At 63.5% G+C, this 20,775-nt stretch carries 26 protein-coding genes and 1 tRNA gene; 18 read left to right on the forward strand and 9 right to left on the reverse strand.

Annotated features, from left to right (window positions below; genetic code table 11):
- Nucleotides 1-47 precede the first annotated feature (47 nt).
- Genes P9A16_RS02515 through P9A16_RS02530 form a run of 4 tightly spaced genes read left to right on the forward strand, consistent with a single transcriptional unit; the run spans nt 48 to nt 1,407 of the window.
- Nucleotides 48-440 carry a DUF2325 domain-containing protein gene (locus P9A16_RS02515; RefSeq protein WP_037407951.1) on the forward strand — a complete coding sequence of 131 codons (393 nt, stop codon included), beginning with the start codon at nt 48-50 and terminating at the stop codon, nt 438-440.
- Nucleotides 437-706: a hypothetical protein gene (locus tag P9A16_RS02520; protein WP_023512960.1), complete on the forward strand. Its 270-nt coding sequence runs from the start codon at nt 437-439 to the stop codon at nt 704-706. The genes P9A16_RS02515 and P9A16_RS02520 overlap by 4 nt, the downstream gene beginning before the upstream one ends.
- A gap of 15 nt (nt 707-721) precedes the next feature.
- Nucleotides 722-1,036, forward strand: a complete 315-nt coding sequence (locus P9A16_RS02525; protein WP_024270846.1) for an antibiotic biosynthesis monooxygenase family protein — start codon at nt 722-724, stop codon at nt 1,034-1,036.
- Nucleotides 1,033-1,407, forward strand: a complete 375-nt coding sequence (locus tag P9A16_RS02530) for a glyoxalase superfamily protein (protein WP_023515056.1) — start codon at nt 1,033-1,035, stop codon at nt 1,405-1,407. The genes P9A16_RS02525 and P9A16_RS02530 overlap by 4 nt, the downstream gene beginning before the upstream one ends.
- A gap of 2 nt (nt 1,408-1,409) precedes the next feature.
- Here P9A16_RS02530 and P9A16_RS02535 read toward each other — a convergent pair whose 3' ends face one another.
- Nucleotides 1,410-1,775: a DUF423 domain-containing protein gene (locus P9A16_RS02535; RefSeq protein ID WP_023515057.1), complete on the reverse strand. Its 366-nt coding sequence runs from the start codon at nt 1,773-1,775 to the stop codon at nt 1,410-1,412.
- A gap of 4 nt (nt 1,776-1,779) precedes the next feature.
- Nucleotides 1,780-2,196 (reverse strand): group II truncated hemoglobin, encoded by a 417-nt coding sequence (locus tag P9A16_RS02540; RefSeq protein WP_023515058.1) that lies wholly within the window; start codon nt 2,194-2,196, stop codon nt 1,780-1,782.
- A 138-nt stretch (nt 2,197-2,334) separates the two neighbouring features.
- Here P9A16_RS02540 and P9A16_RS02545 point away from each other — a divergent pair, with 138 nt between their 5' ends.
- The 4 genes from P9A16_RS02545 (at nt 2,335) to P9A16_RS02560 (ending at nt 5,224) form a co-directional block, all read left to right on the forward strand.
- Nucleotides 2,335-2,895: a TetR/AcrR family transcriptional regulator gene (locus tag P9A16_RS02545; protein WP_023515059.1), complete on the forward strand. Its 561-nt coding sequence runs from the start codon at nt 2,335-2,337 to the stop codon at nt 2,893-2,895.
- Between the two features lie 42 nt (nt 2,896-2,937).
- Nucleotides 2,938-3,279: a DMT family transporter gene (locus P9A16_RS02550; protein ID WP_024270847.1), complete on the forward strand. Its 342-nt coding sequence runs from the start codon at nt 2,938-2,940 to the stop codon at nt 3,277-3,279.
- A gap of 108 nt (nt 3,280-3,387) precedes the next feature.
- Nucleotides 3,388-4,173 (forward strand): ThuA domain-containing protein, encoded by a 786-nt coding sequence (locus tag P9A16_RS02555; RefSeq protein ID WP_050744103.1) that lies wholly within the window; start codon nt 3,388-3,390, stop codon nt 4,171-4,173.
- A gap of 7 nt (nt 4,174-4,180) precedes the next feature.
- Nucleotides 4,181-5,224, forward strand: coding sequence for a Gfo/Idh/MocA family protein (locus P9A16_RS02560; RefSeq protein WP_023517335.1), 1,044 nt, complete (start codon nt 4,181-4,183; stop codon nt 5,222-5,224).
- A 2-nt stretch (nt 5,225-5,226) separates the two neighbouring features.
- On the opposite strand, the gene P9A16_RS02565 is transcribed toward P9A16_RS02560, so the two are convergent.
- On the reverse strand, nt 5,227-6,243 hold the full coding sequence (locus P9A16_RS02565) for a LacI family DNA-binding transcriptional regulator (protein WP_024270849.1): 1,017 nt from the start codon (nt 6,241-6,243) through the stop codon (nt 5,227-5,229).
- A gap of 439 nt (nt 6,244-6,682) precedes the next feature.
- Here P9A16_RS02565 and P9A16_RS02570 point away from each other — a divergent pair, with 439 nt between their 5' ends.
- The 8 genes from P9A16_RS02570 to P9A16_RS02605 all read left to right on the forward strand — a co-directional run bounded on the left by P9A16_RS02570 (nt 6,683) and on the right by P9A16_RS02605 (nt 13,115).
- Nucleotides 6,683-7,699, forward strand: coding sequence for a hypothetical protein (locus P9A16_RS02570; protein WP_023515280.1), 1,017 nt, complete (start codon nt 6,683-6,685; stop codon nt 7,697-7,699).
- A 584-nt stretch (nt 7,700-8,283) separates the two neighbouring features.
- Nucleotides 8,284-8,637 carry an ArsR/SmtB family transcription factor gene (locus tag P9A16_RS02575; protein ID WP_050744105.1) on the forward strand — a complete coding sequence of 118 codons (354 nt, stop codon included), beginning with the start codon at nt 8,284-8,286 and terminating at the stop codon, nt 8,635-8,637.
- Nucleotides 8,634-9,074 carry an arsenic resistance N-acetyltransferase ArsN2 gene (gene arsN2 / locus P9A16_RS02580; protein WP_278025519.1) on the forward strand — a complete coding sequence of 147 codons (441 nt, stop codon included), beginning with the start codon at nt 8,634-8,636 and terminating at the stop codon, nt 9,072-9,074. Before P9A16_RS02575 ends, arsN2 begins: the two co-directional genes overlap by 4 nt.
- 15 nt (nt 9,075-9,089) lie before the next feature.
- Nucleotides 9,090-9,617: an arsenate reductase ArsC gene (locus tag P9A16_RS02585; RefSeq protein ID WP_278025520.1), complete on the forward strand. Its 528-nt coding sequence runs from the start codon at nt 9,090-9,092 to the stop codon at nt 9,615-9,617.
- Nucleotides 9,617-10,675: an ACR3 family arsenite efflux transporter gene (arsB, locus tag P9A16_RS02590; protein ID WP_278025521.1), complete on the forward strand. Its 1,059-nt coding sequence runs from the start codon at nt 9,617-9,619 to the stop codon at nt 10,673-10,675. Before P9A16_RS02585 ends, arsB begins: the two co-directional genes overlap by 1 nt.
- Before the next feature lie 2 nt (nt 10,676-10,677).
- Complete coding sequence (arsC, locus tag P9A16_RS02595; RefSeq protein WP_278025522.1) at nt 10,678-11,100, forward strand: arsenate reductase (glutaredoxin); 423 nt, start codon at nt 10,678-10,680, stop codon at nt 11,098-11,100.
- The gene (gene arsH, locus P9A16_RS02600) at nt 11,093-11,803 is read left to right on the forward strand and encodes an arsenical resistance protein ArsH (RefSeq protein ID WP_278025523.1); all 711 of its coding nucleotides are present in this window, start codon (nt 11,093-11,095) and stop codon (nt 11,801-11,803) included. Before arsC ends, arsH begins: the two co-directional genes overlap by 8 nt.
- Nucleotides 11,804-12,086: 283 nt before the next feature.
- Complete coding sequence (locus P9A16_RS02605; RefSeq protein ID WP_278025524.1) at nt 12,087-13,115, forward strand: EamA family transporter; 1,029 nt, start codon at nt 12,087-12,089, stop codon at nt 13,113-13,115.
- Nucleotides 13,116-13,150: 35 nt separating this feature from the next.
- On the opposite strand, the gene arsK is transcribed toward P9A16_RS02605, so the two are convergent.
- Nucleotides 13,151-14,368 (reverse strand): arsenite efflux MFS transporter ArsK, encoded by a 1,218-nt coding sequence (gene arsK, locus P9A16_RS02610; protein WP_278025525.1) that lies wholly within the window; start codon nt 14,366-14,368, stop codon nt 13,151-13,153.
- Nucleotides 14,361-14,729, reverse strand: coding sequence for an ArsR/SmtB family transcription factor (locus P9A16_RS02615; RefSeq protein WP_050744114.1), 369 nt, complete (start codon nt 14,727-14,729; stop codon nt 14,361-14,363). The genes arsK and P9A16_RS02615 overlap by 8 nt, the downstream gene beginning before the upstream one ends.
- A 43-nt stretch (nt 14,730-14,772) precedes the next feature.
- On the opposite strand from P9A16_RS02615, the gene P9A16_RS02620 reads away from it, so the two are divergent.
- The gene (locus tag P9A16_RS02620) at nt 14,773-15,291 is read left to right on the forward strand and encodes a DUF6428 family protein (protein ID WP_050744115.1); all 519 of its coding nucleotides are present in this window, start codon (nt 14,773-14,775) and stop codon (nt 15,289-15,291) included.
- A 329-nt stretch (nt 15,292-15,620) separates the two neighbouring features.
- On the opposite strand, the gene P9A16_RS02625 is transcribed toward P9A16_RS02620, so the two are convergent.
- The 4 genes from P9A16_RS02625 to xylF form a co-directional block, all read right to left on the reverse strand.
- Nucleotides 15,621-15,697: transfer RNA gene (locus P9A16_RS02625), tRNA-Arg, on the reverse strand.
- A gap of 167 nt (nt 15,698-15,864) precedes the next feature.
- On the reverse strand, nt 15,865-16,650 hold the full coding sequence (locus P9A16_RS02630) for an ATP-binding cassette domain-containing protein (protein WP_023515279.1): 786 nt from the start codon (nt 16,648-16,650) through the stop codon (nt 15,865-15,867).
- A gap of 14 nt (nt 16,651-16,664) precedes the next feature.
- Complete coding sequence (locus tag P9A16_RS02635) at nt 16,665-17,978, reverse strand: sugar ABC transporter permease (protein ID WP_023515278.1); 1,314 nt, start codon at nt 17,976-17,978, stop codon at nt 16,665-16,667.
- Between the two features lie 213 nt (nt 17,979-18,191).
- The gene (xylF, locus tag P9A16_RS02640; protein WP_024270851.1) at nt 18,192-19,232 is read right to left on the reverse strand and encodes a D-xylose ABC transporter substrate-binding protein; all 1,041 of its coding nucleotides are present in this window, start codon (nt 19,230-19,232) and stop codon (nt 18,192-18,194) included.
- Between the two features lie 243 nt (nt 19,233-19,475).
- Between xylF and P9A16_RS02645 the strand changes: the two genes are divergently transcribed.
- Nucleotides 19,476-20,696 (forward strand): ROK family transcriptional regulator, encoded by a 1,221-nt coding sequence (locus P9A16_RS02645; protein ID WP_024270852.1) that lies wholly within the window; start codon nt 19,476-19,478, stop codon nt 20,694-20,696.
- The last annotated feature ends 79 nt before the right edge of the window (nt 20,697-20,775 follow it).

Raw genomic sequence — 20,775 nt, forward strand, 5'->3', positions numbered from 1 at the left:
AAGTCACCAAGGTCAAGCGCCGGACGGGCGAAGCGGAGAGGAAGGCGATGCGCGAGAAGCACAGGCAGCAGCAGGCCCGCCAGCAGACGGAAACGGCGGACAAGGCGGATGGCAAGGCAGGCCTCGAGGGCCGCAGCTTCCTCTATGTCGGCGGCCGGGACTGCCAGGTGGCGCATCTGCGTCAGATCGCCAGCTCCTACGGCGCCAATCTCATTCACCATGACGGCGGCCTGCGCGAGGCGGTTTCCCGCATTGACAACGTCCTGCCCTCGGTCGACTGCGTCTTCTGCCCCATCGACTGTATCAGCCATGATGCCTGCATCCGCGTGAAGACGGGCTGCAAGAAGTGGGAGAAGGCCTTCGTGCCGCTGCGCAACGGCAGCAAATCCTCCTTCGAGCGCGCCCTGCAGAGCATGAGCCAGGGAGACACCACCCAGTGAATGACGAAAGACCCGATGCCTTCATGATGATCGGACTGCACAAGCTGGCTGCCCAGAACGGCGAGGGCCTCGTGCCGGAACTCTATGCCCTTCTGACGCGCCGTGCCGACATGCTGGAAAGTGAGAATGTCACGGAGTTCCCGCTGGCGAGCGCCCGTCCACCGGCGCGCGCTGCAAGCTTCGAGGGCATGCAAGCTCTTGAAGCGCGCAACGACAATGTCGTAGCCTTCCCGCAGCCGCGTCGCCTGCGGCGGGATTCGCTCTGACAGGACAGGTCTTCGATGTTCTTCGCCATGAACCGTTTCCGGATCGCCATCGGCCACGAAGAGGCCTTCGAGGCGATCTGGAAAGGACGTGATTCCAGCCTCAGCGAGATGCCGGGCTTCCAGTCCTTTCATCTGCTCAGGGGCGACACAAATGCCGAGGAGGGCTTTACCCTCTTCGCCTCTCATTCGATCTGGGCGAGCAAGGACGATTTCATCGCCTGGACCAAGTCGGAGAACTTCCGGCAGGCGCACAAGAATGCCGCGGCCGACAAGGGCATCTATCTCGGCCCGCCGAAATTCGAGGGCTTCAGCGTCGTCGAGGGTGCATGAGCGTGTACGACGATCCTGATCGTATCGAAGTGTTGCCGGTCCTGCCGTCGCTCGACATCGGCGAGACGCAGGATTTCTACGCCACGCAGCTCGGCTTCAGCGAGGTCGTCTACCGGGCGGATGATTATCTGATCCTCCGTCGCTGCCAGGGCATGGAGCTGCATTTCCGGCTCACCGACGACCGGACGCTCTGCGAGCGTACCTCCGTGTATCTGCGCGGCGGCGGCATCGGCGACCTCCACCGCGAGTTCAGCGACAGGGCTGTGCCGACGCTGTCACCGATGGAGGTGCGGCCGTGGAACATGGAGGAGTTCTATATCCATGATCCGCACGGCAATCTCTTGCGTTTCGCTCGTATTCCGCAGCGCTGATCTCAGCCTTCCCGGCGCGGCAGGAAAGCCCCGAGCGCCACGGCCAGCCAGCCAGCCATCATGGTGATGCCGCCCATCGGGGCCGACATCGGAAAGAGCCCGTGTCCGGCGAAGTGGCGCAGGACGAGGTCGCCGGCAAAGAGTGCGGTGCCGAGCGCAAGCAGCAGGAAGGCGAGCGCCGCCGTACGCAGGCTCGGCCAGGCTGCATAAAGCGCCACCAGCGCCGGCGCATGGGCAAGGCACATGGCGGAGGCGCCGGCCATCAGGCGCGGATCGCTGCCGTGCGATGCCGCGGCGGCAGTGACGACGCCCGTCACCCCCATCAGGCCGGCAACGAGGAGGCTTGCGGAGCGGAGCGAAAACGACATCGGGTTATTCCTGGTTCTGCATATGGTGGGCGAGCCGCGTGACGGGCTCCAGGACAATGGCGCGCAGGCCCTCGCTCGGTACGGTCTCCTCCAGTGCGCGGATGAAGCAGAGCAGCCATTCGTCACGCTCGGCCGGGCCGATCGGGGCGACGAAATGGCGACGCCGCAGCATGGGGTGGCCGCGTTTTTCCGTGTAGAGCGGTGGCCCGCCGAGCCAGCCTGTCAGGTATTCGTAGAGCTTTTCCTCGCTGCCGGAGAGATCCGGCGGGTGGATCGCGCGGCAGCGCGCGGCTTCCGGCAATGTATCCATCAGCACATAGAAGCGGTGCGTCAGCGTCCTGACGGCGGCATCGCCGCCGATCGCCTCGTAAAGCGTGATCGTCTCGCTTTGGCCGTTCCCGTTGTCGGTCGTGTCCGTCATGGGCTCTTTCCCGTTTCCCCGGTCTTAGCGCCCGCATCGGCGGCAGGCAATGCCGGCCATTTGCCTGCGACGAAGCGCGCCGCCATGTCGGAGTTTTGGTCGAATTGACAAGAAACCGTCCAGACGGTATGTTCATTTATGAGCAAAGCCCACCACCGCAAGAAACATCCCGAAGCCGTCCGCCAGCAATTGCTGGAGGTCGCGGCAAAGCTGTCGCTGGAGAAAGGCCCTGCGAGCGTGACGCTCGACGCGGTCTCGCAGGCGGCGGGTGTCAGCAAGGGCGGCCTCCTGCATCATTTCCCGAACAAGCTGTCGCTGCTCGACGGGCTGTTTGCCGACCTTACGGAGAAATTCGACCGGGCGCTCGCCGACAGGATGCGTGACGACCCGGAGCCGAAGGGGCGCTTTACCCGGGCCTATATCTCGGTCTTCTTCCTGCCGGAAGGGATTGCCGACGGCGAAAAGTGGAAGGTGCTGACCGTCGCCCTCATTTCCGAGCCGCATCTGCGCGAGCGCTGGCGACAATGGGTGGAGCGGTACCTTGCGGAGAATGTCGGCACGGATTCCGCGCTCGACGCCATGCTGGTGCGCTACGCCGTCGATGGGCTTTGGCTTGCCGATCTTCTCGGCTCGCCGACCATGGATGCGCAAACCCGTGCCGCCATGCTGGACCGGTTGCTGGCGCTGACGCGTGCCTGATCCCTGATGATGATTTGCGCCAGAAGGCGCCAGAGAAACACCATGAACCTCACCGTCGTCTACGCCGTCCTCGTCGTCGCCATCGTCTTCGAAGTGCTGGGCACATCGGCCATGCAGGCCGCGCAGCACTTTACCCGGCTCGTGCCGACCGCCATGATGGTGGTCTGTTATGCCATTGCCTTCTTCTTCCTCTCCTGGAGCCTGCGCTACGTACCCGTTGGCATCGCTTATGCCATCTGGAGCGGGCTCGGCATCGTGCTGATCTCGGCCGTCGGCTATTTCGTCTTCGGCCAGAAACTTGATCTTGCGGCCCTTGTCGGCCTCGGCCTCATCATTGCCGGCGTGCTCGTGCTGAACCTTTTCTCCAAATCGACATTCCACTGAAAAACGACCGGAATCCTGGAGGCCCCCGCTTGCCAAGAATCGGGTCTGCCTCTATCGATTCCGACAAATTGAAAGCGGTTTCAATTTTCGGCCTCAGAGGAACGCTACATGGCAATACGCACCATCGTATGGGGTGAGAACATCCACGAGCAGACGAACGAGATCGTGCGCTCGATCTATCCGGACGGCATGCACACCACCATCGCCGAGGCGTTGAACCGGGATCCGGCGATCAGCGCCACCACCGCGACCCTGCAGGAGGCTGATCACGGCCTCACCGAAGCGCGGCTTGCCGAGACGGACGTGCTCGTCTGGTGGGGTCACAAGGACCATGGCGCCGTCAGCGACGAGGTCGTCGAGCGCGTGGCAAGGCGTGTCTGGGAGGGTATGGGGCTGCTGGTTCTCCATTCCGGCCATTTCTCGAAGATCTTCAAGCGGCTGATGGGGACGCCCTGCGCCTTGAAATGGCGCGAGGCCGGTGAGCGTGAGCGGCTGTGGGTGATCAACCCGCGCCATCCGATCGCCGAGGGGCTCGGCGAGAACTTCGTGCTGGAGCACGAGGAGATGTATGGCGAGCAGTTTTCCGTGCCGGAGCCGCTGGAAACGGTGTTCATCTCTTGGTTCGCGGGCGGCGAGGTTTTTCGCTCCGGCATGACCTGGCGCCGCGGCGCCGGCAACATCTTCTATTTCCGCCCGGGCCACGAGACCTACCCCACCTATCACGACGCCATCGTGCAGAAGGTGCTCGCCAATGGCGTGAAGTGGGCTTTCAACCCGCAGGGCACCTATGGCGCGATCCACGACGCGCCGAACGTGCCGGTCGAAGCGGCCCTGGAGCCGATTGTCGAGCGCGGCCCGAAACTGCATGAAGCCGGCGAAGCCGGATATCGCTGAGGACACCATGCGCCTGCTTGTTCTTGGAACCGGCGGCATGGCCAACACCCATGCCCAGCACTTTGCCGCGATCGACGGCGTCGACCTTGTCGGCGCCGTCGATGTGGACCCTTCGCGCGCCAAGGCCTTTGCCGATACGCACGGCATTCCCAACGTCTTCACCTCGCTGGAGGACGCCATCGCCTGGAATGGCTTCGACGCCGCCACCAACGTGACGCCCGACCGCGCTCACCACCCGACCACCCTGGCGCTGCTTGCCGCGGGCAAGCATGTGATGTGCGAAAAGCCGCTTGCAGAAAACTACGTCAAGGCGGACGAGATGGCGCGGGCCGCCGAGGCGTCTGGCCTCGTTACCATGGTGAACCTCACCTATCGCAACGTGGCGCCGCTACAGAAGGCGCGGGCAATGGTGCTGGCCGGCGAACTCGGTCACGTGCGCCATGTCGAGGCCTCCTATCTGCAGAGCTGGCTCGTCTCCAAGGCCTGGGGCAACTGGGCGACGGAAAGCCAGTGGCTCTGGCGGCTTTCCACCCGGCATGGCTCGAACGGCGTGCTCGGCGACGTCGGCATCCATATCCTCGATTTTGCCAGCTATGGCGCGGCGAGCGAGGTGGAGCATGTCTTTGCGCGGCTGCGGGCCTTCGACAAGGCGCCGGACAACCGCATCGGCGAGTATGACCTCGACGCCAACGACAGTTTCACCATGACCGTGGACTTTTCCAACGGCGCGCTCGGCGTCATCCACGCAAGCCGCTGGGCGACCGGCCATCTCAACGAACTGCGCCTGCGCATGCATGGCGACCGCGGCGCGGTCGAGGTCATCCACACGACCGAGGGGTCTCGCCTGCGCGGTTGTCTCGGCGAGGATGTCGAGCAGGCGGTCTGGCGCGAGCTCGATGCCGGCACGGTGCCGACCAACTACGAGCGTTTTGCTGCTGCGGTGACGAGGGGAGAGCCCGTCGAGCCCGGCTTCCGCCATGCCGCGGAGCTGCAGAAGGTTCTCGATCTCGCGATCGAGACCGAAAAGGAGCGCTGTGAGCTGAAGGTCTGAGTTCAGACGGGCGCAGGACCTGTGGAGCCGCGAATGCGGAAATCGACGGGCCAGACCTCCTGCAGCGCCTCCGGCGGCTCGCCCTGCAGCCGCCGCAGGACCATGTCGCCGATCCGTTCGCCCGCTGCGCGGATCGGTGATTGCGTCGTGGTGACCGAAGGAACGAGATTGTCGGGGCTGAGATAGGGGAAGACGTCGTCATGCGCGATGAGCGAGACGTCTTCTCCCACGGCAAGCCCCGCGATGCGGATGGCCCGCATGGCGCCGAGCGCCGACATCATGGAGCCGGCAATGACCGCGGTCGGCGGGGCAGGAAGAGCGAGGAAGGCCTGCATCAGCCGGAAACCGGTTTCGTCCGTGAACGCGCCCCGGCCGATGAGGGCGGGATCGGCGGCCAGCCCGCGGGCTTTGAGCATCGTGTGGTAGCCACTATCGCGGTCCGCGGCAAAGGTGCTGACCGTGTCGCCATTGATGAGCGCGATGCGCCGATGGCCGAGGTCGGCAAGATAGCCCGTCGCCATCTCGATCGCCCCGAAATTGTCGATGTCGAGAAAGGCGAAGGGCCTGTCCGCCGTGCTGCGCCCATGCACGATGAAGGGCAGGTCCAGCGCCTGGAGGAGCGCGATACGGGCGTCCGTGCGGCCCGGCGTGTGCACGACCACCGCATCCACCCGCTTGCTGGCGGCGAGCCTTCGGTAGGCGGCCGCCTCGTCCGCTTCCGTTTCGACGGTCGCGACCAGAATGTCGATGCCGTCCTCCTGCAGCCGCGTGGAGAGCCCGCCCATGAATTCGCTGGAATGCGGCCCGAAGCGCCCGCCGCCCTGGAAGACGATGCCGATCGCACCGGCCCGGCCGGTCGCTAGCCGCTGGGCGCTGATGTTCGGCCGATAGCCGAGCCTCTCCGCCGCATCCAGCACGCGCCGGCGTGTTTCGGGCCGCACTTCCGGATAGCCGCTCATCGCCCGGCTGACGGTGGTCTGTGAAAGGCCGATGCGGGCTGCAAATTCCTTGAGGTTCATCCTGCGTCCCTGGCGCGGCCGGTCTGGTGCGGCCCTTTATGAACCGTCCGATCCGGGGCGGCAAGCCGGTGGCGCGCGCGGTGGGGCAGGGGGCAATCTTCGGAAGGCGAGCGGTACCGGAGACCGTCTGTTCTGGTTGCAATATCCGACTTGAAATCCACAAATAACACGCTAAGGTAAGAATATTAACGATAAGGTTGTGCCGGGATCGCATATCGCGCCCGTTGATTCGATGTTTCCGACGTGGTGGCCGGCAACGGGCCGTCTCCGCTGCGTTTCCTCCCAGGTGGGTACGGCCTGGACCATATCTGGTGATGATTTCCGGGGGAATGTCATGCAGGCGGACTTGCCGGCTGCGGCGGGTTCGTCTGCGCGATTGGATCTGCAGCCTCAAAATCTTGGTGCACAGGCGCGCGGCTGGCTGTGGCGGACGCGGCGCATGCGGCCCAGGGGGCGAGTGGATGGGCCGCTCGTCTATTCCAAAAGGGAGGCCGGCCGCAGGGCCTGTTATCTGCGTGTCCTGGAGCGCCTGTTCGGCGCGCGCCGGGCCAGCTTGCGCGAGGTGATTTTTTCCCGTGCGCCCATCCTGTTCCTGATGGTGGAGGAGGCTTTCCTGCTCTATGTCGCGGTCGGCCTCCTGCGTGCGCTCCTTGGGCGGCGGACGGCTGGACTGCTGCTGCGGCCGATGCCGCTTTCGGCCTCCGCCCGTTGCTCCTGCCGCTGGAAACGGAGCATCCTCGGCTGGCTGAAGCGCTTTCGCTCCATTCACACTTTGACCATCCTTCCCTTCAGCGTGTTCCCGGCCTTTTCCACGATCGCGAAGGGCTGGATCTACGATTTCCAGCTTTGGGACCTGACGGATGAAGAGCGGGAGGCGGTGGAGCTGCTGCGCAGCGAGCGACAACCGGGCGAGCGCCTGGTCCTGACGGCGATCGGCACGCAGAACCGCCGCAAGGGGTTCGACCTCTTCACCGACAGCTATGTGCGCAGCACCGCCCTCCGGGAACGTTTCCAGTTCATTTCCTGCGGCAGAATCGAGCCTAGGATCGACGCCTATGCAGCGGTCTTCCGCGAGGCGGGCGGGGTTTGCGTGAACCGCAGTGTTACGGATGCCGAACTGCTCGGGGCCTATGCGGCGAGCGATGCGGTCTGGTGCTTCTACCCGCCCTTCGGCGATCACGCCTCGGGGGTTCTCGGGCGGGCGGCGCAGCTCGGCATCCCGGCTGTCGTGCGCTATGGTTCGGTCGCGCATCGCCTTTGCATTGTCGAAAACATCCCGCATGTGGCGGCAACGCCGGATGGCATTGCCGAGCAGCTGGCCGGCCCGCTCCCCCCAAGGGACGAAGCCCGCGGCCGCATCGCCGCCAGCCGTTTCGCCGGGCAGAGCGAGGCAACGCTCCGCACGGCCCTCGGCCTTGCGGGCCCGGCCGCATCTGACCGTGCCCCGCCGCCGTGACTCTCTCGCGAAAGGCTTTTTCCGTTGCGGGCCGCCGAGGGGTGTTGCAGGCTATTGTTGTTCCACTTGCTCGATCAAGGCGCGGCAGGGCGAGACAGGCTGCGCGGCCGGACGATCCTGATAGACAAGCTGGATGGCCTCATCGCAGGCTATCTGAAAGATCGACTACAACAACTGGAGTGCCTCGTAACCATTCTCGACCGTCGCCAAAAAAGCACAATTCGGTCAGCAATTTAGAGAAAAGAAATGGCGCGCCGCGCTGGGCGATGATGAGAACTATGTCTACGCTATAGCCCTCCTTTAAGCCCGTTCGCACCAACTCCTCGTGCCACTAAATCAGCTTTACGCCACAAGGGAGCACCGCAGCCTGGAAGGATGTAAGTTCCAGGCGAGCACGCCATAAACGAGGTCCGAATTGGGGCCGGTTTCGACAGTCTGGTCGTGCGGTGAAATCGTAAGAAACGGCCACCCCTCCGCTCTGACATTCATTGGGCGGTGTATTATTAGCTTTCCTTGCTATCGCCTACGGGGCCTTAATCGCCGCCTTCAATTGACAGTCCAATAATATCCGCTATTCTGGATGTATGGATAACAACTCAGCTATAGCGGTGCTCGGCGCCTTGGCCCAGACCACGCGACTGGAGACTTTCCGGCTTCTGGTGCGACACGAGCCTGACGGCATTCCGGCCGGCGAGCTGGCCCGCCTCATCGATGTGCCGCAGAACACCATGTCTGCGCATCTTGCGACACTGTCGCGGGCAGGCCTGGTCACGAGCGAGCGGCAGAGCCGGTCGATCATTTACCGCGCCGATCTCAACGGCTTGCGTGAACTGACGCTGTTCCTCCTGAAGGACTGCTGCGGTGGATCGACGGAGCTTTGCGCCCCGCTGATCGCCGAGCTGACGCCGTGCTGCGGCACGGAGGCGAAGGTGTCATGAGCACCATCAGGCTGGAGCAGATCACAGGCAGCGATGCTGACCTCAAGATGGCGTTGACGGACGCCCGTCTGCCCACCGACGACATTGAGGATGGCGGCTGCACCTTCTTTAAGGCGCTGTCAGCGGATGGCCGGATCGTTGGCTTCTCCGGCGTTGAGCGCTGCGATGGTGATTACCTCCTCCGTTCGGTCGTCGTGCATCCGGATCGGCGCGGAACCGGCCTAGGGAAAGCCGTCGTCGAGGCGACGGTTGCCAGTCTCGACCCTGGCAGCGGCGTCTTCCTCGCAACGACGAGCGCGGCGCCGTTCTTCGCGCGCCTCGGATTTTCTGAAGTCCGGCGGGACAGCGTCCCTGCTGCGGTGCTGGCGACCCGCCAGCTGTCCTCCATTTGCCCATCATCGGCGACCATCATGAGGCTCACCAGGCCGCCGACCTAACCATGGACCACGACCATGACCGACAAGACCTACAACGTGCTGTTCCTCTGCACGGGCAATTCCGCTCGTTCTATTCTCGCCGAATCCATCCTCAACAACGAGGGTGGCGGACGGTTCAAAGCCTTCTCCGCCGGCAGCCAGCCGAAGGGCGAAGTCAACCCGCACGCCCTGACGGAACTCGAAGCGCTCGGCTATCCATCGATGGGCTTTTCGTCGAAAAGCTGGGACGTCTTCGCTGAGCCAGGCGCGCCGCAAATGGACTTCATCTTCACGGTCTGCGACAGCGCCGCCGGCGAACCCTGCCCGGTCTGGATCGGCCATCCGATGACAGCCCATTGGGGCGTCGAGGATCCGGCCTCCGTCGTCGGCTCCGACGTGGAGATCCAACGTGCCTTCGCCCAGGCCGCCCGCTTCCTCAAGAACGGGATCATGGCCTTCATCAATCTCCCGCTTGCCTCGATCGATCGCATGGCGCTGGAGACCAGGCTGCGGCAGATCGGTGCGATGGAGGGCACAACCAGCCCCGCAGGAAAGTTCGCCTGATGTCCACATTCGAACGCTATCTCACCATCTGGGTCTTCCTCTGCATCATCGTCGGCGTGGCCCTTGGCCATCTCATGCCCGGTCTCTTCCAGGTCGTCGGCGCAGCCGAGATCGCCAAGGTGAACATCCCCGTCGCGATCCTTATCTGGCTGATGATTGTCCCGATGCTGCTGAAGATCGATTTTCGGTCGCTGGTGCAGGTCGGCACTTACTGGCGTGGCATCGGCGTCACCCTGTTCATCAATTGGGCGGTCAAGCCGTTTTCCATGGCGCTGCTCGGCTGGCTGTTCGTCGGCTGGCTGTTCCGTCCCTATCTGCCTGCCGACCAGATCGACTCCTACATCGCCGGACTAATCATTCTCGCGGCGGCCCCCTGTACGGCCATGGTGTTCGTCTGGAGCAACCTGACGCGTGGGGAGCCGTTGTTCACGCTGTCGCAGGTCGCACTGAATGACGCGATCATGGTCGTCGCCTTCGCGCCGATCGTCGGCCTACTGCTCGGCCTTTCCGCCATTACCGTGCCGTGGGACACGCTTGTCCTGTCGGTTGCCCTCTACATCGTCGTGCCCGTCATCATCGCGCAGGTCATCCGCCGCCGGCTTGCGGCTGACGGAACAACGCGGGCGCTGGATGGAATGCTCGCGAAGCTGCAACCCGTCTCGCTGGTGGCGCTTCTGGCAACGCTCGTCCTGCTCTTCGCCTTCCAGGGCGAACAGATCATCGCCCAGCCCGCCGTCATCGGCTTGCTCGCCATCCCGATCCTGATCCAGGTCTATTTCAACTCCGGGCTCGCCTATCTGCTCAACCGGATGACCGGCGAGCGGCATTGCGTTGCCGGCCCGTCGGCTCTGATCGGCGCCAGCAACTTCTTCGAACTTGCGGTCGCCGCCGCCATCAGCCTGTTCGGCTTCCAGTCCGGCGCGGCGCTCGCCACCGTCGTCGGCGTGCTCATCGAGGTTCCTGTCATGCTCTCGGTCGTCTGGATCGTGAACCGCTCAAAAGATTGGTACGAGACCGCCCCCGCCGTTTCCCGAACCACTGTCACCGAAAGGCACTGACCATGGATGCCACCATCTACCACAATCCGGCCTGCGGGACGTCCCGCAACACGCTTGAGCTCATCCGCGCAGCCGGGATCGAACCAACTGTTGTCGAGTATCTTCAGGAGCCGCCGACGCGTGAGCAGCTCGTGACCATTATCGCTGACGCCGGACTAACGGTCCGGGAGGCCATCCGCGAGAAGGGCACTCCCTATGCTGAACTTGGTCTCGGCAACCCCGCGCTGACCGACGACCAGTTGCTCGACGCGATGATTGCAACGCCGATCCTGATCAATCGCCCCTTCGTCGTGACACCGCTGGGCACCCGGCTCGCCCGCCCGTCCGAGGTCGCCCTCGACATCCTGCCCGACACCTTCAAGGGACCGTTCTTCAAGGAGGACGGTGAACAGATCCTCGACCAGGAAGGAAAGCGCATTGCCTGACACGTTCCCAGCATTGCAGGGCGATCACCTGTATTCGACCGATCTCGATGCCTTGCGTCCAGCATTCTCGACGCATAAGCCGCGCATCCTGATCCTCTATGGCTCGCTTCGCGAAGTCTCGTATAGTCGCCTTCTCGCATTTGAGGCCCGCCGGCTGCTCGAACGGCTCGGATGCGAAGTCCGTATTTTCGACCCGAAGGGGCTGCCGCTTCCCGATGAGGCGCCGGTGAGTCACCCAAAGGTGCAAGAGCTGCGCGAGCTTTCGCAATGGTCGGAGGGGCAGGTCTGGGTGAGCCCGGAACGCCATGGCGCGATGACCGGCATCATGAAGTCCCAGATCGACTGGATTCCACTCTCGGTCGGGTCGGTTCGGCCGACACAGGGCAAGACGCTCGCCGTCATGGAGGTCTCGGGCGGTAGCCAGTCCTTCAATGCCGTGAACCAGATGCGCATCCTCGGTCGCTGGATGCGGATGATCACCATCCCCAACCAGTCCTCTGTCGCCAAGGCCTATCAGGAATTCGACGCCGATGGTCGGATGAAGCCCTCGTCCTACTACGACCGGGTAGCGGACGTCTGCGAGGAGCTTGTGAAGTTCACTATCCTCACGCGCGACGCGTCCGCCTATCTCACCGACCGTTACAGCGAGCGGAAGGAACAGGCGGCCGAGCTTGAGAAGCGTGTATCGTTGAGGTCGATTTAGCATGGCCTCCAGCCGTCTGGTCGCCAACGACAGTGATGGTGCGCTTTCCGGGATAAGGGAAACGTCAACGCAGCCATCGCCGTGTGGTTTTCGCTCACAGGGCAGCGTGATATAAGAGGAATCCGGGTCGACCAAATTCGACCCGCTGGTATGCCACAGCAACGGGTATCCAAGGTAATATGAGCGAACGTCCCCAAAGACTGCCTTCGTACGATCGGTGTGACGACGACGCCTAGCTCTCGGCGTCCCGCAACCTTCGTCTGAACCTTCTTTGGAGATAGTCATGTCCTCGCTTTCGCCTCGCGTGGCGATTGTAGGGGCGTGTTTGTGCTGGGCTCTTGGTACGATCCTCAGCAAGACACTCCTCTCGTCGTTTCCACCTGTCACAATTCTTGTTTTTCAGCTCGTGCCGAGCGTCATCGCACTTTGGCTGGCGGTTGCTTTCACCAAGCCGGATATTCCAGCCGTCCGCTTGTTGTTGCCTATCGGCTTGCTCGGCCTTCTCAATCCCGGATGGGCCTACACATTCAGCATGTTCGGCCTCTCCCAGACCAGCGCGAGTGTCACGGCCTTGCTCTGGGCCTTCGAGCCCATTCTCATCCTCGGCCTTGCCTGGATGTTTCTCAAAGAGCGAATTGATCACCAACTCGTCGGCCTCGTGGCTCTCGCGACAAGCGGGATTTTGCTGGTCAGCGGCGTCTGGAGTGGCGAGCCGTCTTCAACCGTGAAGCTGGGGGCAGCTCTGATTCTCGCGGGCGTTCTGTGCTATGCGATCTACACGGTCCTGGCGCGCAATATCATCGCCGATCCGCTCTTCACGGTCGCCATCCAGCAAACCGTGGCTCTCGGCTGGATGCTCGCGATCTGGCCGCTTGAACTGTCCCGGGTCGATCTATCGAGCACAGCCACCGTACCGGTCCAGGACATCGCGACGATCATTCTCTCGGGGCTGCTCTACTATGCGCTTGCCTATTGGCTCTATCTGTACGCGCTCCGGTCTATGCGGGCGAGCGTTGCTGGTAGCTTCTTCAACCTCATTCCAGTGTTCGGGGTCATCGGGTCGTTCCTCTTCCTGGGCGAGCGTCTCACCACCCTGCAATGGTTGGGAGCCGCACTGATCATCGGCGTGGCGATGGCGGTTCTGCGGCGGGACGCGGACGAACTTCCTATCGTGTCAGCCCAAAGCATGGGTACCTCGCAACGATCCCAACCAGTGTCGATGCTCGACGAACACCAACTTGATGATATCGGACTGACTCGGAAACAAGCATCTGAGGTCGACAAGAGGAGGATTGCTCGACAAAAGCCGTGAAGCGCCCAGGCATCGACGATACCCGTTGGTTGCGGTCAATTTGACGGGCTCGGCGAGGCGACGAGGCTCCGCTTCGTCGCCATCGCCACCGCGACAAACGCCGCAACGCCGATCGAGCCGAGCGCGGCGCTCAAGACGAGCGACGCGCCTATGCCGAACTGCTCCATCGTCGCCGCGAAGGCAAACGGCGCAGCCGCGCCGGCGGCTAGTCGTGATGCGGCCATCTTGCCGGTGAGCGCACCGTATCCGTCCGAGCCGAACAGGTAGAGCGGTAAGCTGCCCTGGGCGATGCTGTTGATACCCGATCCGAGGCCGAGGCAAATCGAGAAGGCAACCGCACCGGGGAGCCAGTTGCCGGATAGCGCCAGAATGACAACGCTCAGCACCATGAAGGCTGCGGAGAGAACCGCAAGGCCCGGCGGCGCGAGGCGTGTGCCGAAGATCATGTTGATCAGGCGGCTGAGAACCTGCGCCGGGCCGAACAGCGAGCCGATGACGACGGCGGCGCTTCCGAATCCAAGCGCACCGAGCATCGGGACCATATGGGCGAGCATGGCTCCAAGCGTGAAGCCGAGCAGCGCGAATGCTGACGAGACGGCAAGGACAGCGCCGCGGCGGCGCTCGCGAGGAATGGCCCCGATGACAGGTTCGCGTATGGGTCTTTGCCCGCCGGTCGCGGCTACCTTTCCCTTCCGCATGATCCAGACGTGGAACGGCATGCAAACGAGGAGATTCAGCCCGGCATAGACAAGGTAGATTTCCCGCCAGGACAGATAACCGAGCAGTGCCGTGGCAATCGGCCAAAAAATCGTGGAGGCAAATCCCGCAATCAGCGTGAGATAGGTGATGCTCCGCGATGCAGACCGGGGATCGGCTTCCACCAGTGCCGCGAAGGCCGCCTGGTACTGGACCATGCCGGACGATATCTCCAACAGGACGATGGCCAGTGCAAAGATCGCCACAGATGGCGACCAGGCGCACAGGATCAAGGTCAGTGCGGACAACGCCGAGCCGATCGCCATTACCGATGCCGCGCCAATGCGATCCATCTGCCGGCCGATATACGGTGCTGACAGGCCGCCAACGAACAGCGAGGCCGAGAAGACGGCAAAGACCTGCGGGACCGTGATGCCGAGATCCGCGGCCATGCCGGGCGCCAGAATGCTGAAGCTGTAATAGAGGGTGCCGTAGCCGATGATCTGGGTCAGGCCGAGCGCGGCGACGAAGCCGACGGGAACATTCGCGTTACGCAACGGCGTCGTCCTCGTTCAGGGCAGCGCCCGTCTTGCAGCAGCCATCGGACCGCTCGACACCCTCGCGGATGATGGGATGACCGGCACAGCAGTCCTCCATCAGGAATTTCACGAGATCGGCCAGCGCATCGTAGCTGGCGCTATAGACGATCGAGCGGGATTGGCGCTGCTGCGTGACAAGACCCGACCGTTCCAGTTCTTTCAGATGGAAGGACACATTCGACGGCGACACGCCCATGCGCTCGGCGATCAGGCCGGCGGCAAGTCCGTCCGCGCCAGCGACGACCAGCGTTCGGACAACGGCGAGACGGGTTTCCTGCGACAGGGCCGCGAATGACGTGAGGGCTTGACGCTCATCCATATTTCAATAATCCTTGAATTATTGAATGATAGGAGTAGCGCACATGAACGCGATCGACAAGGCCGTTTCGTCCGACATTACGCTTGGCCAGCTTCTTGATGAGCTGGCGGCCGCGCCAGAGGCGCCGCTGGTGTTTCTCTACGAAGAGCAGCCGGTGAAGGCGGGCTATCACGTCACCGAGGTCAAGGCGGGCGCCTTCTCGGCACTCGACTGCGGCGCCAATCCGGAAGCCTGGTCAGAGATCTTCGTCCAACTCTGGGATATCGACGAGGACGGCAAGAGCCACATGCCGGCGGGCAGGTTCTCCGCGATTATTCGCAAGGTTTCGGACCACGTTCGGCTTGACCCGGCCGCCAAACTCACCTTCGAGGTCAGCGACGGGAGCCGGCCGATGGCCCTCTATTGTGCATCCTCCCCGCGTCTGGTCGGAGGTCGGTTCGAGGTGGTGCTCGCCGCCCGGCCGTCGAGCTGCAAACCGCGCGATCGATGGTTGGCGGAGCAGGCGACCGCAGTGAGTTCTTGTTGTGCGCCAGCAAACAGCAACTCTAAGTATTGCGCCTGAGAACATCAAGAAGGCCCGAGTAGAGGCGGCCTGGAAAGCTTTCCGACTGCTCCGCACCCTAGGATCGCCATTCTTTCCAACCCAAATCGAATAGCTGCTTTGGGTAGGCTTGACGAATGAGCCGATGGCCGAACTGGAGGCGCATTGCGGCCATGCAAATCTAATTACGACACGTTTCTATCGGGATCGCGATCGACCGCAGACGATACGAGCTTTTTGCCGCCGAATACCGCCGTTTGAGCGCTTTTCTGCCTAGGTGACCTCAGTGCCATACGCAAAGGCGGATGTTTGGCGACCATAGCGTATTGTAGAGGGCAATCGGCGGAATTTGGCGCACCCGACAGGATTCGAACCTGTGACCTTTGGAATCGGAATCCAACACTCTATCCAGCTGAGCTACGGGTGCCTGCCTTGGCGATGACTCGCCTGTCCGATGAGAGGGTTCTTAGCCTAGCTGGGGGCGGGCTTCAATCGGGAAAATGCAGAATGGGCAATCTGTTCCGCAGATCGCGCGCTCTGGCATGGCCTGGGGATGGAAGCCGCCGGGTGGCCGGCGGCTTCCGGTGGGGTCGGTCAGGTGGTCTGCATGGCGCCGGGGCCGGGGATGGCCTTTTCCGGGACCTTGCCGAGGATGATCATGCCGAGCACCTCGTCCTTGGTGACATCCTCGGTGCGCGCATGGCCGACGACTTGGCCGTTCTTCATCACCGAGACGCGGTCGGCGAGGTCGAAGACGTCGTGGATGTCGTGGCTGATCAGGAAGATGCCGATGCCTTCCTTCTTCAGCTGCTTGATCAGTTCGCCGACCTGAGCCGTCTCCTGGGGCCCGAGCGCTGCGGTGGGCTCGTCCATGATCAGGATGCGGGCGTTGAAGAGGATCGCGCGGGCGATCGCCACCGACTGGCGCTGGCCGCCGGAAAGGGCCTTCACCGGTTCCTTGAAGCGCTGGAAGTTGGGGTTGAGGCGGCCCATCACTTCGCGGGTCTTCGCCTCCATCGCAACGTCGTCGAGGGTGCCCCAGGGGGTTCTCAGTTCGCGGCCGAGATAGAGGTTGGCGGCGGCGTCGACATTGTCGGCGACGGCGAGCGTCTGGTAGATCGTCTCGATGCCGTATTTCTTAGCGTCGCGCGGGTTGTTGATGTCGGCGGGCTCGCCGTTGATCAGGATCTCGCCCGCGTCGCGCCTGTAGGCGCCGGAGAGGATCTTGATCAGCGTCGACTTGCCGGCACCGTTGTGGCCGAGCAGGGCGACGACCTCGCCGGGAAAGAGATCGACCGAGGCGTTGTCGACGGCATGGATGCCGCCGAAGGAGATGGAGATGTTCTTCAGCTCCACGAGGGGCGTACTTGTGTCCGTCATTGGATGGGCTCCTCTTACTTGGCGCGGGCGCGGTAGACCGTGTCGAGCCAGACGGCGACGACAAGAACCATGCCGACCACGATGCGCTGGAACGGGGTGTCGATGCCGACCAGCACCATGCCCGACTGCAGCGATTGCATGACGAGGGCGCCGAGCATGGCGCCTGCGATTGTGCCCATGCCGCCGGCAAGCGAGGTGCCGCCGATAACGGCTGCGGCGATGGTGTAGAGTTCGTCGAGCTCGCCCTGCGCGTTGGTTGCGGCATTGAGGCGGGCGGTGGAGATGGCGGCGGCGATGGCGCAGAGCATGCCCATCAGTGCGAAGATCTTCACCGTTACCCAGCGCGTCTTGATGCCGGCAAGCTCGGCGGCTTCCTGGTTGCCGCCGATCGCGAAGACGTAGCGGCCGAAGCGCAGGCGCGTCGAGATGAAGGTCATGACGATGCCGACGAGGATGGCGATCAGCACCGGTACGGCGATGCCGTGCGGGATGAACAGGCCGCCTTCCGGCCAGGCGATGCCGTTGGCGTCGGCATATTTACGGGCGATGGCGACCGGCCAGGGATAGCTGTTGACGACAGCGACGGCGCCGAGCACCAGGGTGCAGCCGACGGCGGTGAGGAAGTACTCGGCCCACATCGGGCGCTGCGGGAAACCGAAGCGCTGGCGCTGCTTGCGGGAATTGATGATAGTGGCGACGATGGCGATACAGGCGAGGATGCCGACGATCCAGCTGGCGGTGGCGCCGATCGAGCCTTCCGTACCGCCGCCCATCAGGCGGAAGGTCGCGTCCATCGGGGCGACGGTGCGGCCGCTCGTCACGAACCAGGTGGCACCGCGCCAGACGAGCAAGCCGCCGAGCGTGACGATGAAGGAGGGCACGTTGAGGAAGGCGATGATGGCGCCGTGCAGCGCGCCGATGCCCGCGCCGAGCAGGAGGCCGGCGAGGAGGGTGATGATCCAGGTGGCGGGATGGTTGAAGCCGAGCAGTTGCGGCAGCAGTTCCGCCTGCAGCACGCCCATGATCATGCCGACGAATCCGAGGATCGAACCGACGGAGAGGTCGATGTTGCGCGTGACGATGACGAGCACCATGCCGGTCGCCATCACGGCGACGGAGGCGGTCTGGACCGAAAGGTTCCACAGGTTGCGCGGCGTCAGGAACAGGCCGCCGGACAGGATGTTGAAGCCGATCCAGATGATCAGCATGGCGCCGACCATGCCGAGCAGGCGCGTGTCGATCTCGGTCGCGCGGAAGAAGCGCTTGACCGGGTTCTCGCCCGCCGATCGCGCGCGATTGGCATGCGTGGTATTCGTGATGTCGGCCATGGCTTTGCCGTCCCCCCACTTTTGTTGAACGTGTCGTTCGGGCGTGGTCCGAGGTTCCGGCGGCACGGACGGAAACCCGTTTCCCACCTCCCTCATTCCGCTTCGAGGATTTTCGCCGCCTCATCCTCTGCCCGCTGTCCATCTTGCGCAAGCGCCGCAACGGAAGCCGCTGCGGCGCCTGGGATGGTCAGGTGAGTACCGGATCATTGCCTGTCAGTTGCAGGCTGCGACCGAGCCGGCGGCGACGCCCTGGCACGCGGTTTCCTTCGGGATCCAGCCGGCGTCGATGACGACGTTCAGGTTGTCCTTGGTGATCGGCAGCGGGGCGAGGAAGACCGACTTCATTTCGACGCCCTTCGGGCCGCCGTTGAAGGTGGTGACGCCTTCGATCTCGTCCATGGTCTTGCCGCTGGCGAGCGAGGCAGCGATTTCCGCCGCGCGCTTGCCGAGTTCACGCGAGTCCTTCCAGACGGAAACGGTCTGTGTGCCGAGCGCGACGCGGTTCAGCGCAGCGTGGTCGGCATCCTGGCCGGAGACCGGGACGGAGCCGGCAAGGCCCTGGGCGGCCAGTGCCGCGATCGCACCGCCGGCCGTGCCGTCGTTCGAGGCGACGACCGCGTCGACCTTGTTGTCGTTCGCCGTCAGGAACTGCTCCATGTTCTTCTGGGCATTTTCCGGCTTCCAGCCATCGGTATAGGCTTCGCCGACGGTCTTGATCTTGCCGGCGTCGATCGCTTCCTTCAGCACTTCCTGCTGGCCAGCGAAGAGGAAGTCGGCGTTCGGGTCGGACGAGGAGCCCTTGATGAAGACGTAGTTGCCTTCCGGCTTCACCTTGAACACTTCGCGGGCCTGCATGCGGCCGACTTCCTTGTTGTCGAAGGTGATGTAGAAGGCGGCCGGGTTTTCGATCAGGCGGTCGTAGCCGACGACCGGGATGCCTTCCGCGGCAGCCTTTTCGATGGCCGGGCCGATCGCTTCAGAGTCCTGGGCGAGAACGATGATGGCATTGGCGCCCTGGGCGATCAGCGATTCGACGTCCGTCAGCTGCTTTGCGGCAGACGACTGGGCGTCAGCCGAAATGTATTTGTCGCCGGAGGCTTCGAGCGCTGCCTTGATGGCGGCTTCGTCGGTTTTCCAGCGCTCTTCCTGGAAGTTCGACCAGGAAACGCCGACCACGAGGTCCTTGGCGTGCGCTACGGAATGCAGGGAAACGATGATGGCAGCCCCTGCCATCAGCTTCAGAACGAACTTCATAATATCCTCCCAAGTGAACACCGACCGCCTGGGCGAACCTCCCGCCCAATCAACGACCGGCCACGATCTACTGTCTCGATACCCCTCCCGATGGCCTCGGGACTTTTTTCTCGACAGTCGAGAAAATAAATGTCAGAAGTTTCGAAGGCTGTCAACACGGCTTGAAAGGCCTTGAACGACGGCGTGACAGATGCTTTGGGAGGGGCATGTGTTGCATCCTGTGAAAGCGAGCGGAAACCGACGATGCTGACCAAATCGAGCACGGAGCTTGTGCGTCAGCAGAACAGTGCCTTGGTGCTCGCCTCGCTGCGCCGGCATGGTCCGCTTGCCCATACCGATATTTCCCATCATACGGGCCTCGCTTCGGCGACCGTATCGGTGATCACGGCGGAGCTGGAAAAGGCCGAGGTGCTGGAACGGCGCGAACAGCTGGCGTCGGCCTCGCGCGGGCGGCCGCGCGTCATCTTCGGCCAGCGGCGCGATGCCGGCTACCTTGCGACCGTGCGCATCTCTTCCGACATGGTGCAATATTCACTCGCCGACTATGGCGGCACGCTGCTCGACCGGTTCGAGGAGCCACGCAACCATGCCGATACCGCGACGCGGCCTTTTACCGAAGCCTTCGTGGCCGCGCTCGACAAGCTGGCGGACCGGTCCCGGATCGACCGTGGACAGCTGCTGGTCGTGTCGATCAGCAGCAAGGGCCTCGTCGATCCCCAGACGGCACGGCTCGTCTGGTCGCCGGTCTTCGGCGCGCAGCAGGTGGATTTTGCGGCGCTGTTGCAGCCGCCCTGGCGGGCGAAGATCCTCCTCAGCAACGAGACGTTGCTCGTCGCTCATGCCATGGCGCTGCGCATGGAGAAGGCAGGCGTGCGGGATCTGCAAGCGGTTGCCGCGCTCTCGCTCGGCCACAGCATCGGCCTCGGCATCGCGCGGTTCGACCGGTCGGGGGAACTCTCGGTGACGGCGCCGAATTTCGGGCACATGCTGAACTCGTCGGATGGAAAACTGTGTCGCTGCGGTGCGCAGGGCTGCATCGAGGCGTCCGCGGGCTTCTACGGCATCCTGCGCACCGCCTTCGAAGTGCCGCCGGATACGATCCCGGCGAAATTCGTGCCGCTGGCCGAGATGGACAAGATCGCGCTGCGCGCCCGGCAGGGCCACCGCATGTCGGAATATGCCTTCCGCCAGGCGGGCCTTGCGCTGGGGCAGGGGCTTTCGCGTGTCGTCAGCCTCTACGAGAACATGCCGATCGCCATCACCGGTCCCGGCACCCGCTATTTCGATCTCCTCCAGCGGGGGCTCGAAGAGGGGCTTGCACAATCGCAGCAGGTCCGCCTTTTCGGCGCCCCGCCGATCTCCGTCGTGCCGGAGGAGGCCACGCTGGTGCTGGAAGGCCATCTCGACCGCGCGCTGGCGGAGATGGACCATGATGTCATCGTGGCGCGGACGGTTGGAGACTGACGGAGGAGAGTGGGGCGGAGGCCCAACAAAAAGACCGGGCGAAAAATCGCCCGGCCAGTTGCCTTGGGAGGAGGTGCCC

Source organism: Shinella sp. 838 (assembly GCF_029623935.1).
Lineage (GTDB): Bacteria > Pseudomonadota > Alphaproteobacteria > Rhizobiales > Rhizobiaceae > Shinella.

Bases quoted from the DNA above. Each gene is read 5' to 3' on its own strand.
- P9A16_RS02605 (WP_278025524.1), top strand. From the start codon at position 12,087: ATGTCCTCGCTTTCGCCTCGCGTGGCGATTGTAGGGGCGTGTTTGTGC.
- P9A16_RS02545 (WP_023515059.1), top strand. From the start codon at position 2,335: ATGAGCAAAGCCCACCACCGCAAGAAACATCCCGAAGCCGTCCGCCAG.
- arsB (WP_278025521.1), top strand. From the start codon at position 9,617: ATGTCCACATTCGAACGCTATCTCACCATCTGGGTCTTCCTCTGCATC.
- P9A16_RS02620 (WP_050744115.1), top strand. From the start codon at position 14,773: ATGAACGCGATCGACAAGGCCGTTTCGTCCGACATTACGCTTGGCCAG.
- P9A16_RS02525 (WP_024270846.1), top strand. From the start codon at position 722: ATGTTCTTCGCCATGAACCGTTTCCGGATCGCCATCGGCCACGAAGAG.
- P9A16_RS02635 (WP_023515278.1), bottom strand. From the start codon at position 17,978: ATGGCCGACATCACGAATACCACGCATGCCAATCGCGCGCGATCGGCG.
- arsN2 (WP_278025519.1), top strand. From the start codon at position 8,634: ATGAGCACCATCAGGCTGGAGCAGATCACAGGCAGCGATGCTGACCTC.
- P9A16_RS02555 (WP_050744103.1), top strand. From the start codon at position 3,388: ATGGCAATACGCACCATCGTATGGGGTGAGAACATCCACGAGCAGACG.
- P9A16_RS02645 (WP_024270852.1), top strand. From the start codon at position 19,476: ATGCTGACCAAATCGAGCACGGAGCTTGTGCGTCAGCAGAACAGTGCC.
- P9A16_RS02515 (WP_037407951.1), top strand. From the start codon at position 48: ATGCGCGAGAAGCACAGGCAGCAGCAGGCCCGCCAGCAGACGGAAACG.
- P9A16_RS02575 (WP_050744105.1), top strand. From the start codon at position 8,284: ATGGATAACAACTCAGCTATAGCGGTGCTCGGCGCCTTGGCCCAGACC.
- P9A16_RS02535 (WP_023515057.1), bottom strand. From the start codon at position 1,775: ATGTCGTTTTCGCTCCGCTCCGCAAGCCTCCTCGTTGCCGGCCTGATG.
- P9A16_RS02560 (WP_023517335.1), top strand. From the start codon at position 4,181: ATGCGCCTGCTTGTTCTTGGAACCGGCGGCATGGCCAACACCCATGCC.
- P9A16_RS02550 (WP_024270847.1), top strand. From the start codon at position 2,938: ATGAACCTCACCGTCGTCTACGCCGTCCTCGTCGTCGCCATCGTCTTC.
- P9A16_RS02570 (WP_023515280.1), top strand. From the start codon at position 6,683: ATGCGGCCCAGGGGGCGAGTGGATGGGCCGCTCGTCTATTCCAAAAGG.
- arsC (WP_278025522.1), top strand. From the start codon at position 10,678: ATGGATGCCACCATCTACCACAATCCGGCCTGCGGGACGTCCCGCAAC.
- P9A16_RS02565 (WP_024270849.1), bottom strand. From the start codon at position 6,243: ATGAACCTCAAGGAATTTGCAGCCCGCATCGGCCTTTCACAGACCACC.
- P9A16_RS02630 (WP_023515279.1), bottom strand. From the start codon at position 16,650: ATGACGGACACAAGTACGCCCCTCGTGGAGCTGAAGAACATCTCCATC.
- xylF (WP_024270851.1), bottom strand. From the start codon at position 19,232: ATGAAGTTCGTTCTGAAGCTGATGGCAGGGGCTGCCATCATCGTTTCC.
- P9A16_RS02530 (WP_023515056.1), top strand. From the start codon at position 1,033: ATGAGCGTGTACGACGATCCTGATCGTATCGAAGTGTTGCCGGTCCTG.
- P9A16_RS02540 (WP_023515058.1), bottom strand. From the start codon at position 2,196: ATGACGGACACGACCGACAACGGGAACGGCCAAAGCGAGACGATCACG.
- P9A16_RS02585 (WP_278025520.1), top strand. From the start codon at position 9,090: ATGACCGACAAGACCTACAACGTGCTGTTCCTCTGCACGGGCAATTCC.
- P9A16_RS02615 (WP_050744114.1), bottom strand. From the start codon at position 14,729: ATGGATGAGCGTCAAGCCCTCACGTCATTCGCGGCCCTGTCGCAGGAA.